The organism is Paraburkholderia fungorum (assembly GCF_902833645.1).
GTDB classification, from domain to species: domain Bacteria; phylum Pseudomonadota; class Gammaproteobacteria; order Burkholderiales; family Burkholderiaceae; genus Paraburkholderia; species Paraburkholderia fungorum.
The window spans coordinates 66,275-83,527 of record NZ_CADFGE010000013.1; the positions used below are offsets into that span (position 1 = coordinate 66,275).

General features: G+C 60.7%; 18 protein-coding genes. 11 read left to right on the forward strand and 7 right to left on the reverse strand.

Annotation, left to right across the window (positions count from 1 at the left end; all coding sequences use genetic code 11):
- From HWX91_RS31485 to HWX91_RS31525, 9 genes are all read left to right on the forward strand, one after another.
- Positions 1–771 (forward strand): DsbC family protein, encoded by a 771-nt coding sequence (locus tag HWX91_RS31485; protein WP_375792422.1) that lies wholly within the window; start codon positions 1–3, stop codon positions 769–771.
- Positions 772–876: 105 nt separating this feature from the next.
- Positions 877–1,377, forward strand: coding sequence for a DsrE family protein (locus HWX91_RS31490; RefSeq protein WP_158380641.1), 501 nt, complete (start codon positions 877–879; stop codon positions 1,375–1,377).
- Between the two features lie 25 nt (positions 1,378–1,402).
- Positions 1,403–2,218, forward strand: a complete 816-nt coding sequence (locus tag HWX91_RS31495) for a TlpA disulfide reductase family protein (RefSeq protein WP_028197010.1) — start codon at positions 1,403–1,405, stop codon at positions 2,216–2,218.
- Entirely contained in the window at positions 2,215–2,979 is a 765-nt protein-coding gene (locus HWX91_RS31500) for an extracellular solute-binding protein (RefSeq protein WP_028197011.1), read from the forward strand. The genes HWX91_RS31495 and HWX91_RS31500 overlap by 4 nt, the downstream gene beginning before the upstream one ends.
- 57 nt (positions 2,980–3,036) lie before the next feature.
- Positions 3,037–3,828: a thiosulfate dehydrogenase gene (tetH, locus tag HWX91_RS31505; protein ID WP_028197012.1), complete on the forward strand. Its 792-nt coding sequence runs from the start codon at positions 3,037–3,039 to the stop codon at positions 3,826–3,828.
- A 10-nt stretch (positions 3,829–3,838) separates the two neighbouring features.
- Positions 3,839–4,837 carry a molybdate ABC transporter substrate-binding protein gene (locus HWX91_RS31510; protein ID WP_081833077.1) on the forward strand — a complete coding sequence of 333 codons (999 nt, stop codon included), beginning with the start codon at positions 3,839–3,841 and terminating at the stop codon, positions 4,835–4,837.
- Positions 4,838–5,042: 205 nt separating this feature from the next.
- Entirely contained in the window at positions 5,043–5,678 is a 636-nt protein-coding gene (locus HWX91_RS31515) for a c-type cytochrome (protein ID WP_235429551.1), read from the forward strand.
- Positions 5,678–6,604 (forward strand): c-type cytochrome, encoded by a 927-nt coding sequence (locus HWX91_RS31520; RefSeq protein ID WP_042275131.1) that lies wholly within the window; start codon positions 5,678–5,680, stop codon positions 6,602–6,604. The genes HWX91_RS31515 and HWX91_RS31520 overlap by 1 nt, the downstream gene beginning before the upstream one ends.
- 490 nt (positions 6,605–7,094) lie before the next feature.
- The gene (locus HWX91_RS31525) at positions 7,095–7,250 is read left to right on the forward strand and encodes a hypothetical protein (RefSeq protein WP_156034523.1); all 156 of its coding nucleotides are present in this window, start codon (positions 7,095–7,097) and stop codon (positions 7,248–7,250) included.
- 168 nt (positions 7,251–7,418) lie between these two features.
- Here HWX91_RS31525 and tnpC read toward each other — a convergent pair whose 3' ends face one another.
- From tnpC to HWX91_RS31545, 4 genes are all read right to left on the reverse strand, one after another.
- Positions 7,419–7,790 (reverse strand): Tn3 family transposase post-transcriptional regulator TnpC, encoded by a 372-nt coding sequence (gene tnpC, locus HWX91_RS31530; protein ID WP_028197016.1) that lies wholly within the window; start codon positions 7,788–7,790, stop codon positions 7,419–7,421.
- A 7-nt stretch (positions 7,791–7,797) separates the two neighbouring features.
- Complete coding sequence (locus tag HWX91_RS31535) at positions 7,798–10,794, reverse strand: Tn3 family transposase (protein WP_028197017.1); 2,997 nt, start codon at positions 10,792–10,794, stop codon at positions 7,798–7,800.
- A gap of 901 nt (positions 10,795–11,695) precedes the next feature.
- Positions 11,696–12,571, reverse strand: a complete 876-nt coding sequence (locus HWX91_RS31540; protein WP_028197018.1) for a DUF3800 domain-containing protein — start codon at positions 12,569–12,571, stop codon at positions 11,696–11,698.
- Between the two features lie 291 nt (positions 12,572–12,862).
- Positions 12,863–13,141 (reverse strand): hypothetical protein, encoded by a 279-nt coding sequence (locus HWX91_RS31545; protein WP_028197019.1) that lies wholly within the window; start codon positions 13,139–13,141, stop codon positions 12,863–12,865.
- A gap of 136 nt (positions 13,142–13,277) precedes the next feature.
- Here HWX91_RS31545 and HWX91_RS40955 point away from each other — a divergent pair, with 136 nt between their 5' ends.
- Entirely contained in the window at positions 13,278–13,436 is a 159-nt protein-coding gene (locus HWX91_RS40955; protein ID WP_235429550.1) for a hypothetical protein, read from the forward strand.
- A gap of 159 nt (positions 13,437–13,595) precedes the next feature.
- On the opposite strand, the gene HWX91_RS31555 is transcribed toward HWX91_RS40955, so the two are convergent.
- The 3 genes from HWX91_RS31555 to HWX91_RS31565 form a co-directional block, all read right to left on the reverse strand.
- Positions 13,596–14,042 (reverse strand): SET domain-containing protein, encoded by a 447-nt coding sequence (locus tag HWX91_RS31555; protein WP_028197020.1) that lies wholly within the window; start codon positions 14,040–14,042, stop codon positions 13,596–13,598.
- A 73-nt stretch (positions 14,043–14,115) separates the two neighbouring features.
- Entirely contained in the window at positions 14,116–14,469 is a 354-nt protein-coding gene (locus tag HWX91_RS31560; RefSeq protein ID WP_028197021.1) for a hypothetical protein, read from the reverse strand.
- 35 nt (positions 14,470–14,504) lie between these two features.
- On the reverse strand, positions 14,505–15,551 hold the full coding sequence (locus HWX91_RS31565) for a DNA-binding protein (protein WP_042275132.1): 1,047 nt from the start codon (positions 15,549–15,551) through the stop codon (positions 14,505–14,507).
- 155 nt (positions 15,552–15,706) lie between these two features.
- Here HWX91_RS31565 and HWX91_RS31570 point away from each other — a divergent pair, with 155 nt between their 5' ends.
- Complete coding sequence (locus tag HWX91_RS31570) at positions 15,707–16,933, forward strand: tyrosine-type recombinase/integrase (protein ID WP_028197023.1); 1,227 nt, start codon at positions 15,707–15,709, stop codon at positions 16,931–16,933.
- The last annotated feature ends 320 nt before the right edge of the window (positions 16,934–17,253 follow it).

The window sequence follows — 17,253 nt, forward strand, 5'->3', positions numbered from 1 at the left end:
ATGATCCACTTAACCTCGGCAACGCGTCTCGCACGGTGCATCTCTGTCACCTGCGCGTCTGTCACCTGCGCGACAGCAGGCATTTCGCTTTCTGCCATCGCAGCGCCGCCGCCGGCACCGACGCAGGCGGACATGGAGGATATGCTGCGCAAAAGCCTTGGTCCGGACATCGATGTAGTATCCGTCGCAAGAACGCCGCTCGCCGGCATTTTTGCAGTGAACGTCGGCAGGCAGATCATCTACACGGATCGATCGGCCAACTATGTCCTTGTCGGCCAGTTGATCGAGAGCCACACCCGTCGCAATCTTACGCAGGTCGCACTGCAGGACAGTTCAAGGATCGATTTTGCGAGCCTGCCGCTCGCCAATGCGATCAGGACCGTGAAGGGCGACGGCAGTCGCCGGATGGCCGTGTTTGCGGACCCGTATTGCCCGTACTGCAAGCGGCTTGAACAAACCCTGCAGAAGCTCGATAACGTCACCATCTATACGTTCCTATTTCCGATCCTGACACCCGATTCGAAGCCCATGTCCGACGCAATCTGGTGTTCACCGGACCGTGCCAACGCCTGGTCGTCGTGGATGCTCAATGGTACGAAGCCATCCCGGGGAGCCTCGTGCAACGCAGCCGCCGTCAGCAGTAACCTCGCGCTCGCACGGAGCCTTGGCATCAGCGGAACACCTACGATCATTTTTTCCAACGGCACCGAGCGCACTGGCGCGTTGCCGACGGACGAACTGAACAGCGCACTGGATGCGGGCAAATCATGAGCGCGGGATCAATAAGCGAGGCATCGCACCCGGACGCCTTCATCCTCGCCGGGCGCAATGGCCATATCGACAGCGACAGCCTGTCAGCAGGAAATGGAGGCCGCCGTGACGCCTGACTCGTCGGCAACTGAGACCGGGGCGGGTCCGTCCATTGCCCGTTTCGGCGCTGCCCATGCAGTCGATGGCGCGGCGCACCTGCCCGATCCGGCAGCGCACTATCGCCTCATCTTCTCCATAAGTACCGCCGGCAGTCAAAAGGAGATGCCGAACCCTTCACTGAACAGGGTCGCCCGCGCGGTAAACCTGTTCAGGATGTCTGGCGTTCCCGCCGCTCACCTTCACTTCGTCGCAGTCGTGCATGGAGACGCTACGTCGGTCGTGCTGGACGACGCCTCGCACCTGGCGTACGACGGGACACCGAACCCGAACATAGATCTCATCGCCGCGCTGTGCGAGGCGAACGTTGAAGTGACCGTTTGCGCGCAGGCGCTGATTGCGAACAGGTTTGCGCCCGGATGGGTCATGCCGGCGGTGACGCACTCACTGTCTGCCCTCACGACGCTCGCAGTTCTCCAGGCGGCCGGGTACAGCCTGATACCGCTTTGACAGGCACAGTGGGGCGAGGCGAAGCGTGAACATCGGACATTTTGCGTTACCCCTCCAGCCGCTGATCTTCATTGTCAGCGTAGGCATTGCCATGTGCGCCGGACTCTGGCTCGAGCGGGGCCACGCGCGCGTGGAATCCGCGATTTTCTGCGCCGTGCTGGCCGGACTGGTCGTGGCCCGGGCAGGCTTCGTGGTGCGGTATCTGCCCGACTACAGCGGCGACCTCATGAAAGCGTTTGACATCCGTGATCGGGGTTTTGATGCGGTCAGCGGCCTCGTCGCAGGGACCTGCGCGGTTGCGTACTTTTTCATACGATCGCGCTCCATCCGGCCACCTTTGCTGGCCGCCATTGCAGCGGGTGTCATCGTCTGGGGCACAGCGAGCGCAGCCGCGGAGCTTGCGCGGCCCACTGCCACGCTGCCGGCCATATCGTTGCCTGACGCGACGGGCCACACGAGACCTTTATCGGCAGGAGACGGTGTGCCGACGGTGGTCAATCTCTGGGCAACCTGGTGCGGTCCCTGTCAGGCGGAAATGCCCATTCTCGCTCAGGCGCAAGCAGACTATCCGGGCGTGCGCCTTGTCTTCGTGAACCAGGGCGAGGCACCGCGAACCGTCGACGACTATCTGGCGACACGCCATCTGGACGTCACGAACTCCCTGCTCGATCCAAACCATGCCGTCGCGGCCGCCGTGGGTGCGGTCGGCTTTCCAACCACGCTCTTCTACGATGCGCAGGGTCACCTGCTCGCCGCACACCTTGGTCCGTTTTCGAAGGCGACATTCAGACAGGCGCTCACCAGGTTCTATCCAGCAGATATTTCAGGAGCTCCCTCATGAACCGGTTTCCCGTCCTGTCTGCATTGATCGCGACGACGCTGTTCTCCGCTGCGGTCCACGCGCAAACTACGCTGAACGTGTATGGTCCAGGCGGTCCCGCGCCTGTCATGAAGGAAGCCGCCGCGGCGTTCCAGAAGAAAACCGGCGTGGCCGTGTCGGTCACCGCCGGACCCACGCCGACCTGGATCAGCAAGGCGAAAGATGATGCGGACGTTATCTACAGCGGGTCTGAAACCATGATGTCGGATTTTGTCGACGCCATGGGTGAGCAGCTCACGCCGAACGCGCCTGAACCGCTCTATCTGCGGCCGATGGCGATGCTGGTTCGGCCTGGCAATCCCACGCACATCCGGCGATTTACGGATCTGCTCAAACCGGGCGTAAAAATACTCGTCGTCAACGGCGCTGGACAGAACGGCGTATGGGAAGACGTCGCCGGGCGGCTTGGGAGCATTGCGCGGGTAAAGGCTCTACGCAGCAACATCGTCGGCTATGCGAAGAATAGTGCCGAGGCTAAAACGACGTGGACCGACCATCCGGAGATCGATGTATGGCTGATCTGGAACATCTGGCAGGTCGCCAATCCATCGCTTGCCGATGTCGTGCCGATCGAACCCGCGTACGCCATCTACCGTGATGCGGGTGTCGCCATCACGCGGCGCGGTGCAGATCAGCCGGCGTCAAGGCAGTTTGTTGACTTTCTCGAGTCGAAGGAAGGCGCTGCAATTTTCAGAAAATGGGGCTGGAAAACAGATCCATAAGTCCGGCTAGCAGCGCCGATGCGTGCATCGGGTTCTAAACAATCAGGGAGACACAGGATGGCTGACAGAGAAAACCGCCGCACGGCGCTCAAAACGTTTGGTCTTGCTGCGGGCACTGCACTGCTCGCAGCAGGCGCTCCGGCACGTGCCGCAACGGCTGCGGACGCGTCCCTGTTGCCCGGAGGCGCCACCAGTCTCCGGCAACTCACTCAGCGCCTGAAAGACGCCCCGCGTCGCCGCTCATTCAAGACCGTGCCAATGATCCTGCAGAACCCGGATCAGTGGGATCACGAGGCGCTCTCCGAAGTGATTGCCTATCACGGTGGCCAACGTCAGGTATGGGACAACACGGAACTGGGCGGCCCATGGCTGAACCTGATGCGCAACGCCCTGAACGCGCAGATCTGGTCATTCAGGCATCCAGATTTTCTGGTCGTTTCCGCGACGCATGGGTCGGCGCATCTCGCGCTGTTTGACCAGGCGATGTGGGACAAATATGGTCTGGCGAAACTCGCCGGGGACAAATTTGCTTCCAACACATTGATCACTGAAAAGCCGGCCAGTGCATCCGGCGCGGGCGACTACGAAAACGCACAGGGTGCATTTTCTTCCCATGACAACAGCATCGCGGCCCTGCAGCGGCGAGGAGCGGTCTTTCTGTCCTGTCATAACGCGATATGGGAACTGGCCGAGCGTCTCGATGCTGGCGGTAGCAATCCCGACAGGTTGCCCGTCGACGCGCTTGCCGCCGAACTGACGAACCACGTCATCCCGACTGCGATCGTTACGCCGGGCGCAGTCGGTACGTTACCCGAGCTTCAGCAGGCGGGGTTCCATTACGCTGCTTAGGGAGCAGTCCATGCATAAGCCGACGACCGGTCGATGGCGCAATCTGCGACGTCTTGTTACGACTGCGACGCTCTGCTGCATTGGCTCGGCAGCGTTTGCAGCGCCGCCAGCCGACGACACCATTTTCCCGCCGTGGCAGCAAGGCAGGAACAACGACGCTGTCACGCGAGGACTCGAGTTCACCGTACCCCAGGTTGACGTACTGGCTGACTTTCACGGCGATCTAAGCGCGCCGAAGCTTGTCCTCTTCGTCGGTGGCAACTATTTCTTCGCGATGGCGCCGCTGGTTGAGCAGTTCGAGAAAGAAAATCCTGAATTTCGTGGCCGCGTTCTCTGGGAAACCCTCCCTCCGGGCTTACTCGCGCGGCAGATGAAAGCGGGCGGCACGATCACGGTCGGGAACATGACGTGGACGGCCAAGCCGGACGCCTATTTTGCTGGCCTCGGAAAGGTCAAGGACCTGATCAGTGATGGCACGCTGGCGGGTCCGGCAGTGCCGTACGTCACCAATCAGCTGACCATCATGGTCCGGCAGGGTAACCCCAGGAATGTGCAGTCGCTCAACGATCTCGCCAGTCCGACGTTGCGTCTCGCGATGCCCAATCCGGAATTTGAAGGCGTCGCACGACAGATCAGGGCGTCGCTCGTTAAAGCCGGAGGCGATGCGCTTGCATCCGCGGTCTACGTGGACAAGGTCAAGGCTGGCACAACGGAGCTCACCCAGATACATCATCGTCAGACGGCACTGTTTCTGATGCAGGACAGGGCTGACGCTGGTGTCGTGTGGAAGTCCGAGGCCATCTTTCAGGAGCAGGCTGGACACCCGGTCGGTCATGTCGACATTCCCTCGGCGCAGAATACAACCGCGATTTACGCAGGCGCGCTGGTGCGCGACGCGGCGCATGCCGGAGCGGCCAGAAAATGGCTCGCATTTATCCGTTCCCCCGCCGCGCTGGAAATTTTTGAACGGTACGGTTTCAGGAAATATGAAACGCCAGCGGGCGGCTGAATCTGTCGGACACGCGCCGGGAGTAACGGCTTCTGATCGGGAAATTGCTACTGGCCTCGCGGGCTGAATGGATCGATGCTGACGTTGACGCCTGTGGGAAGCATCGGAGCGCGAAACTACAAAAACGAGGGGACATATGACTCAACAGTTCAATCCGGGATGCAAGGTAACGCTCGCACGGTGCGCGGTTGTCGTCGGAGCGATCATGGGAATAACCAGCAGCTATGCGCAGGACTCACCTCTTGGCATAACGATCGCGACGAAGGGCACTGCAAAGGGTATCCCCGCCTGCATCAGTTGTCACGGATCGAAAGGCGAAGGTAACGCTGCAGCGGGATTTCCGCGACTCGCAGGACTGAGCGCCGCGTACCTGTCGACACAGCTAGCAGAGTTCGCAACGGGACAACGGAAGAGTCCGGTCATGCAACCTTTCTCCAGGCTCATGTCGCTGGATGGCCGTAACGCTGTCGCCGATTACTTCAGCAAGCTGCCGGCGCCTGTCGGCAACAAGACTGAAGATACGGGCCAGATCAAACCTTCCGACATCGGTGCATGGCTCGCCACCCGCGGCCGATGGAGCAGTGGCCTGCCAGCCTGCGCGCAGTGCCACGGGCCTGGTGGTGTGGGTGTCGGTGCGACTTTTCCACCACTCGCCGGGCAACCGGCTGCCTATATTTCAGGCCAGTTGCATGGCTGGAAGACCGGCGCCCGGCCGCCGGGCCCCATGGCGCTGATGCCGGTGATCGCGAGCAAGCTTTCGGACGCCGACATCACGGCGGTGGCGAACTACTACGGCGGCAAGGCTTTGGCTGGTGTCGCTCCGACGAAGGGGAGCAAGTGATGAACGTCCGCAGACTGATCTATGGAAGTGCCTGCTTTCTCATCCTCGGCGCCGCCAGTTCCAGCCCGTTCGCGGCGGCCGCCGCTAGCGATGCAGGCACAGCGCCGCCAGCGAAATCGGCGACGGCCGGCGCCGGAAAAGTGTTCGTCCCGCCCTCTGAAGAAACGATGCCGACCAATGATTTTGGCAAATCGGTAAAACTGGGGGAACAGATCTTCACGCACACCCAGGAGTTCGCCGGCAAATATGTGGGCAACTCGCTTAACTGCGCCAGTTGTCATCTTGATGCCGGCCGCAAAGCGAACTCGAGTCCTCTGTGGGCTGCGTATATTTCATACCCCGCTTACCGCAGCAAGAATGGGCATGTCAACACATTCGCCGAACGTATGCAGGGCTGCTTCCGGTACAGCATGAACGGCAAGGCGCCGCCGCTGGGGGATCCTGCGCTCGTCGCATTGGAGACGTACGCGTACTGGCTTGCTAAAGGCGCGCCGCTGGGCGAAAAGGTCGCTGGACGCGGTTATCCGAAGCTTGCGGCGCCCGCGCAGAAAGCGGACTTCACGAGAGGTGGTGAAGTCTATGCACAGCATTGCGCGTTGTGCCACGGCGCTGACGGCCAGGGCCAGTCGACCAATGGAAAGACCGTGTTTCCGCCGCTATGGGGTGAACACTCTTTCAACTGGGGAGCGGGCATGCATGAGATCCAGAACGCAGCTGGTTTTATCAAGGCGAACATGCCGCTCGCACTGGGTGACACGCTGACCGACCAGCAGGCGTGGGACGTGGCAACGTTTATGGACAGTCACGAGCGACCACAGGATCCGCGCTTCGCAGGGTCTGTGGAGACGACGCGAGCGAAATACCACGACTCACCAAATTCGATGTACGGAAAAACCGTTAATGGACATGTTCTCGGAAGTCCCTGAAATCGCGTGAGGAAGTCTCGATTTATGTGGTGGTACTCACAGATGCGATAGCACCATGGCCGCTGCCGAAAGTAGTAGCACTCCAGCAACGACGACACCAATCATGCAAAGGAGTATGAGCAGCAGTTGCCACAAGGTTTTCATCGGGTGCGCCCGAAAAAAAGGCCGCGGATGCGGCCCGAGGAATCGCTACAGGGGGGAGCACTCAGTGTCCCTGACGTTTCTTAAATGTGGCTTAAGGGGAGCGGGTTCGCCGGGACTGTTCGAAGGAAAATCGCGCTCGTGGCAGCGGCAATCGTAGATCACTTCGCAGCTCCACATAACACCTGGCGGCAAGAATCTGGAATACCGTGGCGGGGGTTTTGCGAATACGGTAGCTGATATTTCTGGTGTCAGGTGTTAATGGTGAATCAACGCTCGACAAAGGAAAATAATCAGCGGCGCTGCCTTATCCGTGGCCACGCTTTTTTCCCTTTCATCAGAGGCCCTTGTGTCGGAGTTCGACTCCAGGGAGCCGGGCCAGTCAGTGCGTCTCGATCTACCTCAGGCCCATTTCTGGACCACTACGGCGTTCCACGCACTCGACCGCATCGTGCATAAGTTCCGTCGCAATAGCGTAGCGGTCGACGTTACCGGCTTGAATTGAGCAAGCGCCCGATGATGGAGAAGTATGCGACGCACGACAAGGAGGCTTCGGCGGCAAACTTTGAGCGTCCTCACCCGGCGATGACTTGCGAGAGCAGTTCCTGCGGGCGGTCAGTCTTCGCGGGCATGCATCGATCGGCGTTGCGTTGGCCGTCCGACGGCTAGCAGTTCAGCGGCCGTCGAAACATTCCATGCCATCAGGGCGAAGCGCTTCCAAGGGTTGAAGGACGTCGCGAATTACTAACAGATCGGCAACGTATTGATCGATCTGGTCAATTACGTCCGAGAGCAGATCGACAAAAGACCTGTCCTGTGAACCGACCGTCAGCCCTGCGCCGTTGACAAGCATGTGGGCGATACTGTGCAGGCGCAACAGATCGTCCCGCAGGCCCTGCGGGTCGTAAAGGCTTATGCGTACCGCATCCAGACGGCTGACCGCCGCCAGCATGCGCGTTGTGTCGTAGCCCGATTGCAGCGTCTCCAGCGCGGCGGCATCAACTTCTCCGTAAGGCGTCGTGGTCACTGCGGCTCTTGCGCTCATGCAGTCGTTACCTCATCGCGTCATCAGGGCGTGCTGCCCGGCCAAACAGCGCATCATTGATCCAGCTCTCCGGCGCACGATCAAGGTGCAGCCTGTAGCGCCCGAAGCGCCGGATGTTGTGGGTTGGATAGGGGCTCAGGAATTCAATATCCTCGGCGCGGATTTTCTCGCCTTCGGACACCATGTCGCGTAGCGCGCGCATCATGTCCGCCGTGTTCTGCAGGATCACGGCCGATGCAATCAGGTCATTGTAACGGAGCCGTTTTTGCTGCTCTTCCGGCTCGTTTTCGGCGATCACGTCGCCCCCGAACGATAGCCACTTCGCGAAGCCGTTGTACGACTCGATCTTGTTGGTGTTCGCGGTCACTTCCTGCCGCAGTTCGCGGCTGCCGATCCATTCGAGCAGGTAGACCGTGCGCACGACGTTTCCGAGTTCGCGCGCTGCGAGATAAAGCCGGTTCTTCCTGCTCTCCGAACCGAGACGGCGCAGCAGCAACGGTGACGAAATCGTCCCCGCCTGGATCGACAGGGCGACCTGCATCAGTTCCTGCCAATGGCGCTTGATCAGTTCCCAGTCGATGGTGGCCGTGAAGAGCTTGTCGATGTGCCTATATTTCGCTTCGTCGCCCGGCCGATACAGCACGAGATCTTTCCAGTTGCGGATACGCGGCATCAGCTTGATCCCGAGCAGATGCGTGAAGGCAAACACGGCGGCCGACTGGCCCTGTGTATCTGCATGGACGGTGTCAGCCTTGACCGACAGACCCGTCTTGAGCAGGCCCTCGATCACATAGATGGCTTCCCAGACACCGGGCGGGATGAAATGCCGGAACACAGCAATGTAGTTGTCGGCGACGTGGCGGTAAGCGACGGCGCCCATCTTGCGATAACGGAAGTGATAGCCGGCGAGCAGGTTGTTGTCGTAGAAATCGTACTGGGTACCATCGGCAGCGACTGTCTTGCCATCACCCCAGTGCTTGGGCAGATCGAGCCGCAGGTACAGTTCGATCAGCTCGCGCTGCGCGGTTTCGAGCTTCTCGAGGCTCATGTGCCGTCGATTGACAAACGACAGCATATGCGCCGTCACGTCGGTGTCGAGATGGCGTGCGGCCTGGGTCGGACCGAGATTGCAACCCATCGCGAAAATCGTAAGCAGGTACCGCTCGGCTGCCTTGCGGATCTGCGGATCGATACCGGAAAGCGGTCCGAAATGCCGCGTGAAATGTGTCCAGTGCTCGATGTTGGCGAGTATGTCCAGCACGTTACGGGTCGGCAGCCGCGCGTTGAGCCGCTCCTGCAATGCGATCGCGCTGGCCGGAATCTCGCGGGCCACGGTTTTGCGCACGATCGGCTCGTCGCTCTGACCAATCGTGACGTGTTCGCGTTTGTGCGGAAAATCATCATCCAGCTTGCGAGCCGTTTCGCTCAGCCATTGCCGCAGCTGGGTGACGAGATCCTGCCCATTTTCAGGCAATCCAACCTTCGCGCAATACTCGGCCAGTCGCTGCTCGCATTCTCGCCATGGCAGCAGGTGAGCCCGATAGTCGGCGTACGCGTCCGAACCAGACACGCACAGGTCACCAACACGTAGTTCCTCGGCCATGTACGAAAACACGCATAGCTCGAGATAGCGCCGGTTGGTCGGCGCACCATCGCCATGCGAGCGCCGTACAAGCTTGCGCCAGCGCGGCGCAGCGAAGCTCATGTCGACGTCGGCATCGATCCATTCGCGGTGCCGCGTCTCGTTCTCCAGTACGACCGCGAGCGCATCGAGCAACGTTCTCACCGGGCTCGTCGAATCCCAGTCGAGGGTGCGCGCAAGACGCAGGATGACCGAGCGATGGGCACGGAAATGTTTCCACAGCAGAGGCAGGTAATTGCCGCCGCTGACTGCGCGCACCTCAGCGCAACTCTCTCGCAAACGCTCGAGGTCACCTTTGGGCGCGAGCCATTTACGGATCGACCGGGCTATTGTCATGTCGTCGGGTTGCTCGACGAGGATGTCGACGACGCCGTCAAGGAGGATAACAAGGTCTTCCACCTGCGTGCGCTGCCGGCGCTGGATCAGCTCCAGTTCCTCGCTCGCCCTTTTGTGAATCGCGCCCATACGACGCACAAACATGTCCGCGAGATCGTCGCGGGCACGCACCCGCATCCGGTTAAGCAATGCCACGATCAGCGTGTAGCGCTTCTCGGGCAGAGTGTCCTTTTTCAGATTGGAGGCATCCAGGCTCATGGCCTGAGCGGCAAGCGAACGCAGTTTCGATGCGGGAATGCCCGCGATAGCGGTAGTGAAGTCACCGAGTTCACCGAGCCAGGTGATCTGATCGATCAGCTGGTCGAGATGTTGGCGCGACGGGCGTTTCGCATGACGCTTGATGCGGTTGTAGGCACTTTGACGACTGGCCAGATCGCGCGCGAGGAGCCGATCAAGGTCGTGCTTCTGCTCGTCGGTGAGGCGCCGGGCAACACGCCGGAACAGCCGGGTCTGGGTCTTCGCATGAATCTGCTCCGTGATCCGGTCAAGTGTCGAGAACGCCGGCAATTCAACGTTTAGCGCAATGAGTTCGTCGATCGTAGCGTTGATGATATCGACCGGCTGGTCCATCGACATGGCTGCCGCATGCGCCGCGCGTGTTGCTATTACGTTGGCATCTGTCCCGTAGTAGGGCTTCACGCCAAGGTATTCTCGAATTGTCAGGTAATGCCGGAACAGGGTCGGCGATGATTTCGTGTCGTAGCCGAACTGGACCCTTGAGCCAATGTCTGCCGTAGATCGCACGTGTTCCACGACTGAGCCCGGAATGCAGTCGAGCGGCGGAAAATGATGCATCTGCTGGAAGACTTTGAGCAGCACCAGCAGGCCGAGCCGGGGTCGATCACCCCGCGTCGAACGGCGAGCCCATTCGAGTTCGTCAGGCTGCGGCGTGTAGCAGGCTTGCAGATCCCTGGTGGCAAAGACCTTGGGAAAACGAGGGTAGGCAGTGCGCTCTATGGTGGCCATGCGAGTCTTCCTGATCGCAGAGGGCCGTTCAGGTTAGCGCAAGAAAAATTCGAAGTTACCAGGTCAAGTTGAAATGATCGGGCACGTCTTCATAACTAAAAATATTATGATAGAAATTCTCACGTACCTTGCGCACACCCCTACAGGCCATTGAGGTCGCAGGCGGCGAACATCTCGTGTTCGAAGATCGCATCGCGGATCGCCGGGTCGCGTAACGGGTCACTCATCTGTCGGTGTGTCGATCGGCGGCCGGCCGCAACGGATACGCGGAGCGGCCCGCGCACTGCAGCGATTCTGCCATACACCGGATCATTTTTACCACGCAATTAATGATTCTGTAGACCACAACCGGACATTACCGCCACTATGTCTGTTGGTTTGAAATTGGTTGGAAAGGGACGCCATAAAATGCAACTAACAATTTCACAGGTCGCACCTACAATCTAGCCCGATAGACTGACTGCGACTCCGGCGCGCTAGATGGTCAGACCGGGTCCTAGCTGCTAATCATAAGCACAAGGATGAAACAGATAGCAGCCTGCGTCCAGACTGGGCGTGCGGCAGTCGAAGAGATGATTAGTTGCATTAGTTGACCTTTCTTGACAGGACGCACGGAACGGTTCCGACCGCGATCGTGCGAGGAAGTGAAAGTTGCTTCGTTTCGGAAGTGAAACTAGCAGCAGCATAGGCTTAAACCTGGTGACCGAACGGGAACCCTTCGCGCCCCAATAGGGCTCGTTGTTTGATCGACCAGCGCGGGCTATTAAGAATGCTCTTAAAAAAACACGGGATGCTGCGCTTCGGCTGGCGTACAAAAGTCTTGTCAGCAGTGTCTGTCGCCCCCATAATAGTGTCCAAGTGGACTGGGAGTTCCCGGTCGGCGTCAAAGCCTCGGTGAGTCTCACCGGGGCTTTTCGCTTTCTCGCGCCGGGAAAATCTTCAGTCCCCAGTCCTCGTAGCCTTCTCCCAGACGTTCGCGCCCACCGCTGCAATAGAATTTTCGTTTCAGCACCTCGAATGCGCGGTTCTCCTGCCCCGGGCGAATAACACTCATCCCGACCGGCCGGGCCACGAGGTCAGCGAGTTGCAGCCCGGGCGAATCTACCTTCTTGTCAGCAAAGATGACGTCGAACGGCAGGGAGATGCCCAGTCGGTTGGCCCCGTCACAGATCCGACGAAACTCAAGCTCGAGCTCGTTATCCTCCTTCTTGCCGCGGCATTCGACGACCACGTGCGTCAGTGCTCCATCCTGATTCTTTTCCTGAAGAAATTCGTAGAGCGTTTCGAGACAGAACCCGAGCGCAAGATGGTAGGGGTTGTTGTCCGCGTCGCCGCGCTCACGAAGCCGGGTCTTGTCAATGACACAACTGATCAGGATGAAGTTGCTGAGCTCAATGATGCCGGTCAGCTCAGAGATGAACTGCTGCTTGTGCTCGCGATTGACGAAGAAACGAAAATCTCCTTTCTCCTTCCGGATTTCATGTTCGTGGAGGACCACCAGGTCGTGACCGAAGTGGTTGAACTTGAACTTGTGTAGCGCCGGCACGACCTTTTCGCTGTAGTGCCGCTTGTAGAACACACAGAAAGCCAGCACGAACACCGGATAATTGGCATCCAGTGTCTGCATGCCGTGATCACCACTCTCATCCACGTAGACGACGAAATTGCTGTATTTGCCCGGCACCGACGTCTCGCCGGCATCATCGTCCGCGTCATGGTGCGGCTCATCGCTAAACAGCGAAAATTGCTGCGGCATCGGCGTTGGATCGTTGCTCATGCGTTGGTTACGCTCCCTTGGTCGTCTTCGCGCCGTGCGCCGGATTCTCGACGCAACCACGGCAACTCACGGCGGTGTTTTGGCACGTACCGCCGGGATCCTGTCCCGGTCCGGCGAGCCGACTATTTTACTGTCGACCGATGCGCATCCGCTTTCCCGCACGGGATGTCGGTTGGCCAGCCCCTGATACACATGACGGCACGCAGCCGGGAGCGTCGCTCGGTGTGTGCTCAGAACAGTTGCGCGTCCTGGCAGCTTATTACCACCATTTTCTGCGCAAAGCGCTACTCTTTATCGGTTCGCCTCGTTTGGCATTGAGCTGGCAAAGAGGTCTGAAATCGCGTCGCTCGCCTGTTGGCGCGACGGCATCGTGCCGCTCCGGACCCGCGAGAGAACATCCGGTGACAGCCAGACATCCTCCATTGCGCCGATGCCGCCCTCGATCATCTGCTGCAGGAAAAACGATTGCCTGCGTCCCGTTAATTCTGCCAATAGCCGCAACCTTTGCTCGATCTGTGGGTTGACGCGTACCGCGACTACCTTCCGCTGATTTTCGGCGGTTCGTTTCACCGCATACTCCTGTCGTGTTCTTCTTGCCGCAAACGGGCGCGTTCGTGCGGTGCTTCTACCACTGTGAACCGCAGCTCGCAACGCTAATTCGCGGACGGGGCTCCCGTACCAGGCTACCAGCAATTGCCAGGCGTGAATGAAGAACGCTGACTGCAACGTTGAAACCGAGCGCAATGCCGAACAGCGCGAGAAGGCCGCGCAGTTCAATAAGTGTGGCGGCCAACTCGGCGTGGTGGACGGCATCGATATGCGACAGCTGCGCCACCTGGTTGAGATTGACGCCGACGTGGCGTAACTGCTCGACCAGCTTAAAGGATGCGGTTGCCGCCCCACGATGCGGTGCTTTCGCGCGTCGCCCCAAGCAACAGCTGCGCGCGACGAGTCATCGCATGAATCTCCCGGCGCCAATCCGATTCGACAGAGTATCCGGATGGCGTCTGTCACGACGCGCTTGTTATCCGTTTGCCGAGGCCAGCATCGAACCAGTACACCGTTTCGCCCCACAGCGACACGCATAGTCAGCGATCAGTTCGGGAGTAATCGCGTCATCGATAGTGAGTCCATAGGCGATACAAAGCTCCTCGCCCGGCATCAAGTCTTTGAGCGTCTCGATGAAAACCCGCCCCCGCCCGTCCTCGATCGCCTCACAGTTCGGCTGGCAGGAGTGGTTCAACCAGCGGGCGCTATTGCCCCCGACGCTGCCGTCGATCACGCGCCCGTCAGCCAGTCCAAAGATGAAGGTGTGGCCGGGCACGCCGGATTGCCGGTACCGGGCAGAGGCCCGACGCCACGATGTCACCTCGCCGCGATATTCGAAGATCCGCTGACCGGCTGGGATTGCCTGTAGCGCAAAGACGCCTCGTCCATGAACCGATGATTTCCTGACCGCCACGCGCCGCACTTCATCACTCCCGATCCGTTGAAGGATGCGAGCATATCGAGCGACGCGCTGCGCGGCAACCGGTACCGTCGCGTCAGAACAGCCTGGTCTGCCTGGGGTCGCGTGGCGGGGGTCGGGATACGTCAGTCCGGCTGGTCTGTCGACATTTGCCGCGCCTGTCTCCGACCCGTTGTAGCCGTGCCAGCATCACGCATTCCACTGCACCATCGTTGAAGCGCAACTCGAACACGCCGGTTTCGCCGGACGGGCACGGTGCCGTTGCGCGGAACGACAGGCGCAGACCCCGCCGTTTCGCGCGGGCAATCATCTGTGTGCGGCTCATGCCGTGCCAGCAGTCCGACATGAAGCGCGTCACGGTCCCGGGCAGGGACTCAGGCGCGACGCCCGGCGGAAGCGTCAGTCCGGCGAGCAGATAGATATCAGCCATGCAGCCCGTTTCCCTGGTGGCGAGTACCTTGGTGTTTATACCGTTTTTTTGCGCCGCGTTGCTGCTTTGGCAGTCGGCACCGTACGGGACGAACGGGTCGCCCGTGGTGCCTTCCTGACTCCAGCCGATGCGGACGACGCCCGGGTTTCCCGTGCACGCGCTTCCGCTTCCCGCAGCGTCATCATCTCGGTCTGCAGCCGCGTGTTCTCCGTCCGAACAGCGTCAAGCCGCCCCTGCAGTACGCCAGCCTGATGACGCGCGTCGCCCAGCTGCACCTGTATGGCGTCAAGCACACGGCGATGGTCGGCCTCCTTCCGGTCCGCGCGACGCGTGGCTTCATCCAGCTCCTTCCGCAGCTTCGTCGCGGTACTGCGCTCGCGGTCGATCTCCAGCAGCGCGCGCTTCTCGGACGCGCGGAGCCGGTCTTCGGCGCGTTCCGCCGCTTCCCGCAGCGTCTCCTGATCGCGCGAGAACCCTTCCCTCACCGCGACGAGTTCGCGATCGCGCCCAGCCAGCGCGGCCCCGATGCGTCCAAGTTCCGCCTCCAGCGCCTGTCGCTGCGCGTGGCCTTCGGCCTGTGCCTTGTCCAGTTCGCGGATCTCGACCTGCGCGGCCAGCAGCGCGGCGGTGCGCTGCTCGAGCGCCGTCTCGGTGCGACCCAGTTCGTCGCGGGCGGCGGTGACCGCCTGCTGCGCCCCAACGCGCTGCGCCTCGACCTCGTCGCGCAGCGTGTCGAGCGCCGCCCCGGCTGACGCGGTCGCGCGCGTCCAGAGAGTGGCAACCAGCTCGCCCGCAGCCGCCCCGAGATCGGCCGGCAGGTCGGGATGGTCGATGCGCACCCGGCTCTTTTCGCGCAGCTCTGCCCAGAACTCGCCGAGCACCGCGGCGGGCGTACCCATGCTGCCGCGCCTGACGAGCTGATAGAGGCGGTTCGCGGTCGGCGTCTGGCCGAAGCGGAAAAACAGCAGCGCACAGACCTCGCGGTACAGCTCGCGCGTCCTGGGGAATTCCACCTTCAGACGGTCGATTTCGGCTGCGAGGCGGGCCTCGTCAGGCTGGACAGCGGGCAGGGCGTCAGACATGGATGGGAAACCTCATTAGGTGCTGATAATAATACAACGTAAAATGCAATATATCCAACGTATATAGCCGGATAAACGACATTAGGCCTATAATGTCGTGTATGCTGCGCTAGCTGCTTTTCGTGTAGAAAATCGCCTTTGGGACCTCTAAAACCGTGCCTGATGCTCAACTTGTCGCCGTGCAGCCCGTCGAATCGCTCGTCGTTCCGGCAATTCTCGACGGTCGTGACGGCACGAATCGCGGCGACGCCGCGAACTCGCAACTGTCGGCCACCAACGATCTGGACGCGGTGCGCGCCTGGCTGTCGAACTACGCCGACACCAGGACGACTTTCGATAACTACCGCAAGGAAGCCGAGCGGCTGCTGCTCTGGGCCGTCGTGCAGCTAGGCAAGCCGCTTTCGTCGCTGACGCACGAGGATCTGCTGCGGTTCAAGGGGTTTCTCGTCGATCCACAGCCGGCGGCTCGCTGGGTTTCGGCCACCGGCGGCAAATTTCCCCGCGGCGACGAGCGCTGGCGTCCGTTCAATGGGCCGCTGTCGCCGGCCAGCCAGCGCCAGGCGTTGATCATCCTTAACGCGATGTTCACGTGGCTGGTCAACGCCGGTTATCTGCGGGGCAATCCCATGGCGCTGCTTCGACAGCGCGCAAAACGCTCCGCGCCTCGAGTGACGCGCTATCTGTCGACGTCGCTGTGGGATGAAGTGAAGGCGTTCGTCGAGCAACTGCCGCGCGAGACTGCCGACGAGCGGGCCTACTCCGCCCGCAGCCGCTGGCTGACGACGCTTTTCTATCTGCAGGGCATGCGTATATCTGAAGTCGCCGGCGGGAAAATGGGGGACTTTTCCCGCCGGCTCGGCGCGGACGGACGGGATCAGTGGTGGCTGGAAACGCTAGGCAAGGGTGAGAAGGAACGCATCGTTCCAGTGTCAGGTGAGCTTATCCAGGAGCTGCGGACATACCGGACCGCCAATGGCCTCTCCGCCCTCCCCACCCGGGCTGATGAAACGCCGCTCGTCATCCCGTTCAAGGGAAAGAACCGGTGCCTGTCCCGCTCGGCGATCCATGACGCAATCAAGGGTATCTTTGGCGGCGCTGCGTCCTGGCTACGCGTGAAGGGACCTGAATTCGCCGACCGCGCTGATGAACTCGAACGCGCATCAGCACACTGGCTACGGCACACCGCCGGATCGCATCAGGCGGACGGCGGTGTGGATTTGCGGACCATCCGCGACAATCTGGGCCATGTATCGCTGAATACAACCAGCCTGTACCTGCATGAGGAGGACGACAAGCGGCACCGCGAGACGGTAAACCGGCACCGGATGAACTGGGACGCACAGCCGTCCGCCGAGTCCGATGCTTCAGAGGCAGATCGATAAGCGTGCGCCGCGTGGACGCCCGGGTCGACCCGGCGCACTGTCCGCGAGCCTCCATCCGTACAGCGACCACGATGGGCGCCAACCGCGCGACCGGAAAAAAAGCACCGCGTGGATCGGAATCTGTGCGATGCCCCCGGCGTTCCGCAGCGCGCATCGCACGACGGGCGTGCTGCGCCCGTTTTTCGGCCGTAGGCACGGATGGCTTGTGAGCCGATACGCAACTCGCCCGGCCCGACGCACTCCTGTTCGCCTGATTGGGGGGCGAACAAGGACCGCGCTAATACGCTGCAGAGCATTAGCGCGTATCCCGGCATACCCTC